The sequence below is a fragment of the Streptomyces sp. NBC_01116 genome (assembly GCF_041435495.1).
Classification (GTDB): domain Bacteria; phylum Actinomycetota; class Actinomycetes; order Streptomycetales; family Streptomycetaceae; genus Streptomyces.
Genome location: NZ_CP108644.1, coordinates 5,721,488 through 5,733,817 on the forward strand (window position 1 = coordinate 5,721,488; position 12,330 = coordinate 5,733,817).

At 73.2% G+C, this 12,330-nt stretch carries 10 protein-coding genes; 6 read left to right on the forward strand and 4 right to left on the reverse strand.

Going from position 1 to position 12,330, the window contains the following annotated elements:
* Positions 1 to 15 precede the first annotated feature (15 nt).
* Positions 16 to 2,142 carry a prolyl oligopeptidase family serine peptidase gene (locus OG245_RS25305; protein WP_371625740.1) on the reverse strand — a complete coding sequence of 709 codons (2,127 nt, stop codon included), beginning with the start codon at positions 2,140 to 2,142 and terminating at the stop codon, positions 16 to 18.
* 170 nt (positions 2,143 to 2,312) lie between these two features.
* On the opposite strand from OG245_RS25305, the gene OG245_RS25310 reads away from it, so the two are divergent.
* The 4 genes from OG245_RS25310 to OG245_RS25325 all read left to right on the forward strand — a co-directional run bounded on the left by OG245_RS25310 (position 2,313) and on the right by OG245_RS25325 (position 6,345).
* Positions 2,313 to 2,507, forward strand: coding sequence for a hypothetical protein (locus OG245_RS25310; RefSeq protein WP_097870105.1), 195 nt, complete (start codon positions 2,313 to 2,315; stop codon positions 2,505 to 2,507).
* A 91-nt stretch (positions 2,508 to 2,598) separates the two neighbouring features.
* Positions 2,599 to 3,573 carry an N-acetyl-1-D-myo-inositol-2-amino-2-deoxy-alpha-D-glucopyranoside deacetylase gene (gene mshB, locus OG245_RS25315; protein ID WP_371625741.1) on the forward strand — a complete coding sequence of 325 codons (975 nt, stop codon included), beginning with the start codon at positions 2,599 to 2,601 and terminating at the stop codon, positions 3,571 to 3,573.
* Positions 3,570 to 4,043: a DUF6113 family protein gene (locus OG245_RS25320; RefSeq protein WP_371625742.1), complete on the forward strand. Its 474-nt coding sequence runs from the start codon at positions 3,570 to 3,572 to the stop codon at positions 4,041 to 4,043. The genes mshB and OG245_RS25320 overlap by 4 nt, the downstream gene beginning before the upstream one ends.
* A 175-nt stretch (positions 4,044 to 4,218) precedes the next feature.
* Entirely contained in the window at positions 4,219 to 6,345 is a 2,127-nt protein-coding gene (locus OG245_RS25325) for a hypothetical protein (protein ID WP_371625743.1), read from the forward strand.
* Between the two features lie 217 nt (positions 6,346 to 6,562).
* Here the strand turns inward: OG245_RS25325 and OG245_RS25330 are convergent, their stop codons facing one another.
* On the reverse strand, positions 6,563 to 8,338 hold the full coding sequence (locus OG245_RS25330; protein ID WP_371625744.1) for a coagulation factor 5/8 type domain-containing protein: 1,776 nt from the start codon (positions 8,336 to 8,338) through the stop codon (positions 6,563 to 6,565).
* A 298-nt stretch (positions 8,339 to 8,636) separates the two neighbouring features.
* On the opposite strand from OG245_RS25330, the gene OG245_RS25335 reads away from it, so the two are divergent.
* A complete protein-coding gene (locus OG245_RS25335) occupies positions 8,637 to 9,140 on the forward strand; it encodes a DUF4265 domain-containing protein (protein ID WP_371625745.1) in 504 nt (167 codons plus the stop codon).
* 64 nt (positions 9,141 to 9,204) lie between these two features.
* On the opposite strand, the gene OG245_RS25340 is transcribed toward OG245_RS25335, so the two are convergent.
* Positions 9,205 to 9,789 (reverse strand): sugar O-acetyltransferase, encoded by a 585-nt coding sequence (locus tag OG245_RS25340; protein ID WP_371625746.1) that lies wholly within the window; start codon positions 9,787 to 9,789, stop codon positions 9,205 to 9,207.
* Entirely contained in the window at positions 9,786 to 11,024 is a 1,239-nt protein-coding gene (locus tag OG245_RS25345; protein ID WP_371625747.1) for an MFS transporter, read from the reverse strand. Before OG245_RS25345 ends, OG245_RS25340 begins: the two co-directional genes overlap by 4 nt.
* A gap of 152 nt (positions 11,025 to 11,176) precedes the next feature.
* On the opposite strand from OG245_RS25345, the gene OG245_RS25350 reads away from it, so the two are divergent.
* A complete protein-coding gene (locus tag OG245_RS25350) occupies positions 11,177 to 12,154 on the forward strand; it encodes a winged helix-turn-helix domain-containing protein (RefSeq protein WP_371625748.1) in 978 nt (325 codons plus the stop codon).
* The last annotated feature ends 176 nt before the right edge of the window (positions 12,155 to 12,330 follow it).

Consider the following 12,330-nt stretch of genomic DNA (forward strand, 5'->3'; position numbering starts at 1 on the left):
CCCGGCGGAGGAGGCTCAGGCTCCGGTCAGACCCAGCGACCGCTTGAGGAAGTCCACCTGGAGCAGGAGCAGGTTCTCCGCGACCTGCTCCTGCGGCGTCATGTGCGTCACCCCGCTCAGCGGCAGCACCTCGTGCGGACGCCCGGCCGCCAGCAGCGCCGAGGACAGCCGCAGGGCGTGGGCGACCACCACGTTGTCGTCGGCCAGGCCGTGCACGATCATCATCGGCCGGACCTCGTCGGCGGCCTCGGAGAGACCGTCGTCGGTGAGCAGCGAGTTGTACGCGTACACCTCCGGCTGCGTCGCGGGGTCGCCGAGATAGCGCTCGGTGTAGTGGGTGTCGTACAGCCGCTGGTCCGTCACGGGAGCGCCCACCACCGCCGCGTGGAAGACGTCGGGCCGCCGCAGTACCGCGAGCCCCGCCAGGTAGCCGCCGTAGGACCAGCCGCGGATCGCCACCCGGGACAGGTCGAGCGGGAACCGCCCGGCGAGCCCGTGCAACGCCTCGACCTGGTCCTCCATGGTCATCACGAGGTTGTCCCGCACCGCCTTCTCCCAGGCCGGGGAGCGGCCCGGCGCGCCCCGCCCGTCCGCCACGACCACCGCGAAGCCCTGGTCCGCGAACCACTGCGAGGTCAGGTACGCGTTGTGGGCGGCGACCACCCGGCGGCCGTGCGGGCCGCCGTACGGATCCATCAGGACCGGAAGGGGACCATCCGCCTCCTGGTAGTCCGAGGGGAGCAGCACGGCGCACGGAATTCGGTGTGCGCCCCCCTCGGTGAGCGTCACGCGGGGGGAGAGCACCGGTTCCTGGGCGAAACTCGGGATCCGGGCCAGCCGCTTGCCGTCCCGCACCACCCACGCGGCGGCTCCGGGCTCCTCGGGGACGGCCGAGACCACGACCGAGAGACCGCCCGAGCGGACCGCGGAGTGCACGCCCACCCCTTCGGAAATCCGCTCGATTCCCAGCTCGTTCACCCGGTACACATGGATCTGCCCGATCTCCGGCTCGACCGCGTCCTCACCGGCCACCGCCGAGACCAGGATGTCGGACTCCCCGATGTCCAGCACCGACTGGACGTGCAGCTGCGACCCGGTGAGCAGCCGGTCCCCGACCGCCAGCACGCGCGCCCCGCCCTCGTCGACGATCCGCACCAGCCGCCCGTCCGGCGCCCACGCGGGCACCCCGGGGAAGATATCCAGCCACACCGGGTCCTCGTCGACGTGCACGATCCGGGTCGCACCGGTCTCCGGGTCCACCGCCAGATACTGCTGACTGCGCTGGTCCCGGGCCTGTACCAGCAGCAGCGGAGCACCCGCGGAGGACCAGTGCACCTGGACCAGGTACGGGAACGCGGCCCGGTCCCAGACCACTTCGGTACGGGCCCCCTCCAGGTCCATGACGTAGAGCCGCACCTCGGCGTTGGGCGTGCCCGCCGCCGGGTAGGCGATCTCGGCCGGCTTGCGCTCGGGATGCGCGGGATCGGCGATGTACCACCGCTGTACGGGGCTGTCGTCGGCCCGCGCGACCAGCAGCCGGTCCGACTCCGGCGACCACCAGAAACCCCGGTAGCGGTGCAGCTCCTCGGCCGCGATGAACTCGGCCAGACCGTAGGTGACATGGGAGTTCTCCGGCTCGGCCAGCGCCCGGTCGCCCTCGCCCCCCGCGCCCACGACCCGCAGCGCGCCCTTGGTCACGTACGCGATGTGCCGGCCGTCGGGGGACGGACGGGGGTCGATCACCGGGCCCGGCACCGGCAGCGCCCGCGCGGTCCCGGCCCGCAGTTCGGCCACGTACACCTTTCCGGACAGGGCGAACGCCGCCAACTCCGCCGCCGCGTCCACCGCGTAGGAGACGATGCCCGAGGACCCCTCCCGGGTCCGCTCGCGCCGGGCCCGCTCCTGCGCCGACAGCTTCTCCGCCGCACCGCCCAGCAGGGCTTCGGGATCGGCGGCGACCCGCTCCTCGCCGGTCGCCGGGTCGAGGACCCAGAGACGGGTGGAGCGGTCCGTTCCGGACATCGAGCGGAGGAAGATCACGCGCGTCTCATCCGGTGAGACGGTGAAGGCGCGAGGTGCGCCGAGAGTGAAGCGCTGGGTCCGTGCTTGCTGGCGGGGAAAGGACAGCTTCTGCGAGGTCATGGCTCCGAACTTAGCCTCGTACGGCGGTTCGTGCGCCCCTCGTGCTGCCGTGCCCCGATCAATGCCTTGGCACGGATAGTTATGATCCGTAGCGCTAGGTGGGTAGGAACCTGCTGGCTTCGCGTACCCCCGTTCCGACCGTCCGAACGTACCGATGGAGGTGAACCGCCGTGGCGCTCTCGATTTCGGCGGTAGTGCTGCTGGCGATCATCGTCTTCCTGCTGATCCGGAAGTCCGGACTGAAGGGAGGGCACGCGGTGGTCTGCATGCTGCTCGGGTTCTACATCGCGAGCTCGTCGGTCGCACCGACCATCTCCGATCTGACGACCAACGTGGCGGGGATGATCAGCAGCATCAAGTTCTGACCGCGCGCCGGGGGCGGGCCGGGGGGCCGTGAGGGCGCGGGGCACGGAGCGTGGAGGCACGGGGGGCCTCCGGGCTCGTAGGGTGGTCCCCATGAAGGACCTCCCCGCCCGCCGTCTGCTGCTGGTGCACGCGCACCCCGACGACGAGTCGATCAACAACGGCGCCACCATGGCCAGGTACGCGGCCGAGGGCGCCCACGTCACCCTGGTGACGTGCACGCTCGGCGAGGAGGGCGAGGTCATCCCGCCCTCGCTCGCCCGCCTCACCGCCGACCGGGACGACGCGCTCGGCCCCCACCGCGTCGGCGAGCTGGCCGCCGCGATGAAGGAGCTGGGCGTCGACGACCACCGCTTCCTCGGCGGGGCGGGCCGCTACCGGGACTCCGGGATGATGGGCGCCGAGCAGAACGGCCGCGCCGGCTCCTTCTGGTCCGCCCCGGTGGACGAGGCGGCCGCCCACCTCGTCGAGGTGATCCGCGAGGTCCGCCCCCAGGTCCTGGTCACCTACGACCCGGACGGCGGCTACGGCCACCCCGACCACATCCAGGCCCACCGCGTCGCGATGCGCGCCGCCGACCTGGCCGCCGACCCGGCGTACGGCTCCGACGCGCCGCACACCGTCGCGAAGATCTACTGGAACCGGGTGGAGCGGTCCGTGGTCGAGGCGGGCTTCGAGCGGCTGCGCACCACCGTCCCCGGGCCCTTCCCCGGTATCGCCTCCGTGGACGACGTCCCGGGCGTCACCGACGGGGAGCTGATCACCGCGGAGATCGACGGATCGGCGTACGCCGGGGCCAAGTCGGCGGCGATGCGCGCCCACGCCACGCAGATCGCGGTCGACGGCCCGTTCTTCGCCCTCTCCAACGACCTCGGCCAGCCGCTGCTGACGACCGAGCACTACCAACTGGTGCGGGGCGCACCGGGCGTGCCCGAGGGGACGCGCGAGAGCGACCTCTTCGCGGGCCTGCCTTCCGCTGAGGACGCTGAGGACGCTGCGGAAGGCGCGGTAGGTAGGGAAGTTGCGGACGTTACGGATATCGCGGGCACCACGGGAGGCGCGGCGTGAGCGGGAACCCGGGCAAGGGCCGTGGCCGCGCCGGTTCCTCCCACGCGCCGCGGCGGAACGCGCCGCCCAGGGAGCCCGGGCCCACCGGTTTCGCGGCCCGGCCGAACCCGGTCCGGATCGCCGCTTACGTGGGCTTCGCCGTCCTCGGCGTGCTGGTCGCGATCGCCGGCTCACTCGTCCAAGCCGCATGGTTCCCGGGCGGGTTGATCATCGCGCTGGCGGCCTCGGCCGGCCTCTTCTACGGCGGCCGGATCCTGACCCGCACCCAGATCGGCGCGCTCGCCCCGGCGGCCGGATGGTTCATCACGGTGTTCCTTCTGCTGAGCGGCCGGCCCGAGGGCGACTACGTCTTCGGCGACGAACTCGGCCTGGTGCTGTTCATGCTCGGAGGGACGGCCGTCGCTGTGATGTGCGCCACCACGTCCAAAGTGCCGCAATCAGCCATCCGCAGCGGCCGGTCCGGTACATGAAGTGCCAAGTCCGGGTCCGGAAAGACCCCCACAGGTGTGACGCACGGGTGGAGGTTTCACCCGGTCGCGGAGTGTCCGACGGCGGCGGCCAGTATGGTGGTGCGCGCGCCGAGCCGTCCCCTGGCCTGCGGCATGGGGGAAGTACGGGCGGCGGAGCCAATCGGGAGAACCTGCTTTGAGTCGTGAAACTGACAGTTCGTCCTCCGGGCCCCAGGGCCGCGGCGGAGCCGCGTACCCCTCGGGTACACCGCCGTACGGATCCCGCCAGTATCCGTCGCTCCACCCGTCGCAGGACGGCTCTGACGAGACCACGGAATCCGCGGCTCCGCCCCGGCCCGAGGAACCGAAGACCGAGACGACGCTGACGACGCGCATCCGGATCAACATCCCCGGGTCGCGTCCCATCCCGCCGGTCGTGATGCGTACGCCGATGGCGGAGAGCGACATCGCCGGCGGCCGTTCCGACGCGGAGCGCACCGGCGCCACCCCGCGCCCCGGCACGCCGCCGCCCGCACCCGGATCCCCGGACCGGTCCGCGGGCCCGAACGGCGCGGCGCCCGCGGACCGGTCCAGGGACGGCGGCCCGGCCGCCGATCCGGCGACCGGGGAGAAGCCGGCCAGGGACAAGAGCGGCAGCGACTGGTTCGCCCCGCGCAAGGCCTCGCCCACCGGGCAGGGTGCCGCCGCTCAGGGCACCGGTGCGCCCGGCGCCCCCGGCGGCGCACCTTCCGGCCCCGGCGGACCGGGTGCGGGCGGCCCCGGCGGCGCCCCTTCCGGCCCCGGCGGGTCCGACGGCGACGCGGGCCGCTCGCGTCCCGACCTGCCGTACTTCTCGGACGCCCCGCAGACCGGCGGCGGACCGGGCGCGTCCGCCCCCGGCCGCAGCGCGCTCGACGCCTACGGCACCGAGCCCCCCGGCGGAGGCCCGCGTTCCACCCCCGGCCTCGGGGTGCGTCCGCCCGGCGCGTCCGGTCCCTCCGGCCCCACCACGGGACCGGTCACCGGCAGTTCCTCGCTGACCCCGAACCTCGACGGCGTCCCGGGCCTCGGCGGCCCCGGCCCGATGGTCCCGGGCGCCCCCGGCGGCGTAACGCCCCGGATGTCCGACGACACCGCGATCCTCACGCCGCAGCCCCCGGCGCCCGAGCCCGGCCAGGTCTCCGGCGACACGCTGACCAGCGGCATCCCCGTGGTGCCCAGCGAGCCCCGCGCCGCGTTCCCGGGCGGTCCCGGCATGCCTGGCGGGCCCGGCGGTCCTGGCGGGCCCGGCGGTCCGGGCGGACCCGGTGTTCCCACGCCCGGCCCCGCCGCCCAGCGCCCCGCGCCCCAGGCCGCCGCCCCCGCTCCCGCGAAGAAGGGCCGCTCCAAGGTGGTCCTCCTCGGGGTGGCCGCGGTCGTGCTGCTCGGCATCGCGTACGGGGCGGGTCTCCTGCTGAACCACTCCGAGGTCCCCAAGGGCACCACGGTGCTCGGCGTCGACATCGGCGGCGGTACGAAGGAGGAGGCGGTCACCAAGCTCGAAGCCGCCCTCGGTGAGCGGGCCAAGACGCCCCTGACGCTGTCGGTGGACGGCAAGGAGGAGAAGCTCGACCCGGAGAAGGCCGGTCTCACCCTGGACAGCCAGGAGACCGTCCGCGGCGCGGCGGGCAGCGACTACAACCCCGTCTCGGTGATCGGTTCGCTGTTCGGCGGGGAGCGCCCCGCCGACCCGGTGATCCCGGTCGACGAGGAGAAGCTCGGCGTCGCGCTGACCGACCTGGCCGGCACGTCCGGCTCGGCCAACGACGGCACCATCCGCTTCGAGCCGAACAAGGCCGTGGCGGTGCCGGGCAAGCCGGGCAAGACGCTGGACGCCGGCCAGTCCCTGATCTCGGTCCGGGACGCCTACCGCGCCCAGGTGCAGACCGGGCAGGCCCGGCTGGTCGAACTTCCCGTCACCACCAGCGAACCCACCATCACCAAGGCCGAACTGGACCGGGCGATGAAGGAGTTCGCCGAGCCCGCGATGTCCGGCCTGATCACCATCAAGGCCGGTCCCAAGGAGATCCAGTTCGGCCCGGCCCGGTCGCTGCCGCAGATCCTCTCCATGAAGCCCGTGGACGGCCGGCTGGTCGACGTCTACGACAAGCAGGCGATCGACAAGCTCCTGGACGGCGTCTTCGACGGCGTCATGGCGGTCAAGGGCGACGGCAAGAAGTACCAGGTCGGCGCGGACGACGTGGCCCAGGCGATGAAGACCGCCCTGGCCGGGAAGACCCCCGTCGAGCGCACGGTCACCATCGACCTGACCGGCCAGGGCTGACCCCCGGCCCGGACAGCGCGCCACCCTCCGCCCCCGCCCGGGAACGCCTCCGGCCGGGGGCGGAGTCGTCGGCGGGTGCGCGGGTGCGCGGGTGCGCGGGTGCGCGGGTGCGCGGGTGCCGGGGGCCCGGGCGGAGAACGCGTCCGTACGCGGCGGAGCGGGACCCGGCGCTCACCAGCAGCCGGGCCCCGCTCCCGTATCGCTCCCGCCTCGGGGACTACGGGAAGTTCACGACCTGCGAGGGGATCGTGTCCGGGCCGGACGTGGGGGATCCGACGTCGTTGATCACATGCTCGTACTGACCGTTGCCGCCGAGCGAGACCACGATCAGGCTGTGGAACTTCACGCCGGGCTTCACCGGGGCCTTGAAGCCGTGTTCCTGGATGATGGTCGGGTCGACGTTGTAGTAGCAGTAGCTGCCCATGCCCCAGCCCTCGTGCTGGTCGACCGAGTCGTCGACGCGGTAGGCGGCGTAGCCCTTCGTGTCGCCGTTCTGGATGGCGGCCTGGTTGGGTGCGTCGTACGCCTTCTCGTTCTGGAAGAAGATCGTGCGGCCGCGCTCGCCGTACCACTCCACGTCGTACTTGTTGAAGTGCTCGACGAACAGGCCGGTGGCCAGGACGTCGTCGCCGTTGACGCGGACGCCGTAGTCGGCCCGGTTGGTCTCCCAGCCCCAGCCCTCGCCGTGGTCGGCCCGCCAGACCCAGGTGTGGTCGATGATCGTGTCGTCGCTGTTGACGACGATGCTCGTGGTCGCCTTGCCGGGACCCGCGCCGCCGATCCGCACGAACACGTCCTGCAGCGAGGTCGGGTTCGCCGAGTGGTCCGCCGAGGCGTTCTCCGGGCCGACCTCGATCAGGGTCTCCGAGTTCACCGGCCCCGCGTCGACCAGGAGGCCCGCGAGCTTCACGCCGGACACGTCACCGACCTTGATCGCGGTCACCCCGTTGTCCGGGATGATCGTGGCCAGGCCGAGGCCGAGGGCCACGGTGTCCGCGCGGTCGATGTTGATCGTCTCGTCGATGTGGTAGACGCCGGGCGTGAACAGCAGGTGCAGGCCCTGCTCCACCGCCGCGTTGATGGTGGCGGCGTCCGCCCCCTCCTTCACGACGTAGAACTGGTCCAGCGGAATCGACTCGCCCGCCGGCGTCCCGTTGCCCCAGGAGATGCCGCGCGCGTTCTCGCGCTTCTCCGGGACAAAGACCTTGTAGTCGTCGCCGTCGAGGTAGAGGAACGGCTTCTCGCGCGAGACGGGCGTGGTGTCCAGGGTGGTGTACGGCGGCTCCGGGAAGCTGTTGGCCGGTGCGCCCTCGACACCCGAGAACGTCATGTTCCAGACGCCGTTGCCCCAGCCGCCCACGGAGCTGTCGCGGGTGTACCACTGCTGCTGGGAGTAGGGTCCGACCTGGCCGTCGATCTTGCTGTCGGCGATGTAGCCGCCGCTGGCCCAGCCGTAGCCGTCGGGTGCGAGGTTGAGTCCGCCCTTGACGTGCATCCGGCGGAACGGGGCCGCCTGGGAGACCGCCCAGCGGTTGGTGCCGCTGACCGGGTTCAGGGTCAGGTTCTCCGCCGAACGCCAGAAGTTCTGCGTGGCGTTGCCGTCGAACCAGCCCGCGTCCACGGTCACGTCACCGTTGAACGTGGTGTCGTCCGGGTTCAGTCCGAGACCCGCGATCTGCGTGTAGAAGCCGATCTGCGCGTTGATGTCGTCGTACGTGCCCGGCTTGAACATCAGTGCGTAGCGGTCGGTGCCGAACTGGTCGGACTCCTGCTTCTCGAAGATCTCGTCGACCTTGCCCTGGATATCGGGCGTGGAGGGGTCGAAGACATGGACGTTGGGACCGAGGTCGCCGCCGCCCGGCACCGCCCGGACCTCCTCGCCGAAGGCGGTCTGCGCGGTGGGCACGGACATGAGCATCGCCACGGCGAGCGCGGCGAAGCCGAGGGCCCGGGTGCGGCGGCGGGCGCGTGGTGCGGTGGGGGGAGCATGCATGAGGTACGTCTCCTGGGTCGTGGTACGTGTGCACGACGAACGGACGGGAGAGCTTTGGGGGGAGGTGCCGGGAGAGCGCTCTCTCGTAACGGTGATGTTTCCCCCGTGGGCCTGTACGCGTCAAGAGGTGTGCATCAGGAGCCTCAGGAGATACCACGGGATCCAACAACTGGCCTCAGGTGTTGGGGAATTGGCGGTCGCGGCGTGGTGGGGGCGGCCTCTGGCTTCAGAAGCTGACGTCGTGCCTGGTCGTGGAGGTGGACAGGCGGGCGCGCTGGGCGCGGGGGACCATGGGGCCATGAGTTCCCCCGCCGGTCCGGAACGCCCGCCCCGCGAAGCCGATCGGATCAAGGTCTGGTTCCGCTTCGTCCCGCGCGAGGGCCGGCTGCCCTACGACACCGAGGGGTTGTGGGCGACGCGGCTCGGCCCGGACACCGCGCGGGTGGACAACGTGCCCTTCCTCCACGACGGGGTCGCCGAGGGCGAGACCGTACGGTTCCGCACGGACGGCGACGGGGTGCACTGGGCCGTCGGCCGTGTGGCCGACTCGGGCAACTGCACCGTACGCGTGCTGCCGTTGCCGGACGGGCCGCTCGGGCGCGACGCCCGGGCCGTGCACGAGCGGCTGGCCGGCTACGGGCTCACGGGCGAGGTCTTCAGCGCCGAGTTCCCGCTGGTCGCCCTGACCGTGCCGGGCGGCGCGGACCTGCGCGGGGTCAAGGAGCTGCTCGCCCGTGGCCGGGACGAGGGCTGGTGGCACTTCGAGGTCTCGTGCGTCACCGACGCGTGGCGGAACGCGTAGCGCCCGGGTGCGTCACGCGTTCCGCCGTCCGGGTGCGTTACGCGCCCCGCCGGGCGCCCGAGGGTTACGCCTCCGTCCCGCCGATCCTCCGGATCACCCGGGCCGGGTTGCCGACCGCCACCACGTTTCCCGGCAGGTCCTTCGTGACGACGGCTCCCGCGCCGACCACCGTGTTCTCGCCGATGGTCACCCCGGGGCAGACGATCACCCCGCCGCCCAGCCAGACGTTGTCGCCGATGGTGATCGGCTCCGCGGCCTCCCACTTGGCGCGGCGCGGCTCGGGGTCGATCGGGTGGGTCGGGGTGAGCAGTTGGACGTTCGGGCCCATCTGGACGTCCGCGCCGATGGTGATGCGGGCGACGTCCAGGAGGACCGCGCCGAAGTTGATGAACGTCCGGGGTCCGATGCTGGTCCGGTAGCCGTAGTCGACCCGCAGCGGCGGCCGGACCTCCACGCCCTCGCCCAGCTCGCCGAGGAGCTCGGCGAGGGCGGCGCGCCGGGCCTCGGGGTCGGCGGCCGAGGTGGCGTTGAAGCGCTCGCTGAGCACGGCCGCGTGCTGCGCCTCCGCCGCGAGCTCGGGGTCGTCGGCGATGTAGAGCTCGCCGGAGAGCATGGCTTCCTTCTGGCTGGGCCTGGTCTCGTCGCTCATGTGGTCTCTTCCGTGCGGGGTGTACGGGGCGCTCGCGGTGATCCGTCCGCTACCGGCAGTCTGCCCCCGGCGACCCCGGACCGGTCACGCAGCCCCGGGGCCAGCACCAGTGTCACCGCCACCGAGAGCCCCGCGACCGCCGCCATGCCCGTGGCGGGGGAGGTCAGCTGGGCGATGCCGCCCGCCACGGCCGCCCCCACGCCCTGCATCGCGAGCATCCCCGAGGAGCTGAGCCCGAGCGCCTGGCCGCTCAGCTCCTGCGGGGTGAGGGCCATCAGCCGTTCCTGGAGCAGCAGACTCGCGGCGAAGCCCACGCTCGCCAGGACGACCGCGGCCAGCGCGAGGGGCAGCTCCGGGCGCAGCGCGAAGAGCAGATAGGGCGCGGCGAGCAGCAGCCGGAGCGGGGCCCCCAGCCGGGCCCGCCACCGTGCCGTGACGAACCGCCCGACCAGCGTGTCCCCGGCCAGCATGCCCAGGGCCCCGCCGGCGAAGAGGAGCCCGGCGTGCCCGGGCGCGTACGCGACGTACAGGGACTCGGCCCCGACGACGAGCCCGTTGGGCACCCACAGTGCCAGGAACACGTACCGGCGCGGCGTGGACGACCAGAGCAGCGCGTTCGTCCGCCGCGTCTCCCGGACCGACGGGCGGCCGGTGGCCCGGGGCGGCCGGGCGGTCAGTCCGAGGCGGGTCACGGCCGCCGCGACGACGTACAGGCCCGCCCCGATCAGCAGGGTGCCGCGCGCCGAGAACACCGTCACCAGCAGCCCGCCCACCGCGAACCCGCAGATCTGCGTCGCGCCGCCCGTCATGTTGAGCACGGAGCGGCCGAGCAGGAATCCCTCGCGCGGAACGATCTCGTTGAGCAGCCCGTAGCGCACGCCCCCGCCCGGTGACGAGGCCGCGCCCACCACCAGCAGGACGGCGAACGCGGCCCACAGCGGCAGCCCGGGAGCGGCCTGGACGCAGGCGGCCCCGGCGGAGAGCAGCGCCAGTGCGGTCAGCGCGGCGCGCGGCGGCAGCCGGTCCGCCGCCGACAGCCACGTGAGCGCCCCGGCCACCTGGGCCAGCGACGGGCCGAACATCGCCAGCGCCGACAGCAGGGGTGAGCCCGTCCGCGCGTACACGAGGGTGCCCAGCGCCAGGCCGGTCGCGGTCTGGGCGGCCGTCTGCACGGAGACGGCGGCGAAGAAGGGGGTGAACTCCGGGGTCCGGAACAGCTCGCGGTAGGTGCGCATGAGGTGGAGTCTCGGACGCCGTCGCCGGGACCGTTACTGTTTCGCGCGGACGCGAAAGCCCGGCGCGGACGCGAAGGCCCGCGGTGGGCGGGGCGGCGGACGGCGGGCGGCGAGGGCCGGAGGGCCGACGGGGAGCGGGGAGGCGGGGGCGCGTGGGCTGGTGGAAGGTCGGTGCGGACACCCTCGCGAACAGCCGTTTCGTCGTCTCGCCGCTCGCGGAGGCCGTCGCGAGCCTGCTGGTCCTGGAGCGGGCCGCCGCCGCGCACCCGGGTGAGCGCGCCTGGCTGGAGACCCATCTGCCCGCCTACCGGCGGTGGAAGGCCGACGACCCGGTCTCCGCGCTGGTGATCGGCGCGGCCCTCACGCCCCGGTGGATCGCCGACTTCCTCGTCCCCGTGCCGGCCTCCGCCCCGCCCGGCGGGGCCCCGCCCTCCTTCGCCGACGAGCTGACGCCGGTCCGGGCCACGGAGCCCGGCCGGGCCCGCGCCGACCTGGCCGAGGCGCTGCGCGGGCCGTTGCCCGCCGTGCTGGACCGGGGCGACCTGGCCCTGCGCGCCGCCCATGCCCTGGAGTGGGTCTGGACGCACACCGTGCTGCCCGACTGGCCGAGGCGGCGGCGGATCCTGGAGGCCGATGTGGTGGCCCGTTCCGCCCAGTTGGGGCGCGGCGGATGGGCCGAGGCGCTGAACGGCATGCGCCCCGGCATCCGTTGGCTGGGCGACAGCCGGCTCCAGATCAACACGCACGACAACCCGCCCCGCGAACTGGGCGGCGCGCAGCTGCTGTTCGTCCCCGTGAACCCGTACCAGTCCTGGGTCTGCTGGGACGTCCCGAGCCGGTACGCGCTGGTGTACCCGTGCTCCGGCGCGCTCGCCGGGGCCGGGAGCGATCCCGTGCCCGCCGCCCTGGGGGCGCTGATCGGCCCGGCGCGCGCGGCCGTCCTGCTGCTGCTCGCCTCCCCGCTCAGCACGACGCAGCTCGTCGCGCTGACCGGCCAGGGGCTGGGCTCGGTGGGCCGCCATCTGCGGATCCTGCTGGACGCCGGACTGGTCCGCCGCCGGCGCGCGGGCCGCTCCGTGCTCTATTTCCGTACGGAGGCGGGGAACGTCCTGGTGCGCGGCGCGAGCTGAGTGCATGCGAGTGCGCTCCGTGCGCGCCCCCGCGCGCCCCCGGCCCGCACCCGTCCCGGGCTGGGCGACCATCGCCTACCCATCAGTACGCGGTGCGCTCCGCATGGTTGGCGCGCATGTACGAGTCGTGACAACAGTGACTATGGGCAGGGCTCCTCGTTGTGACAATTTCTCTC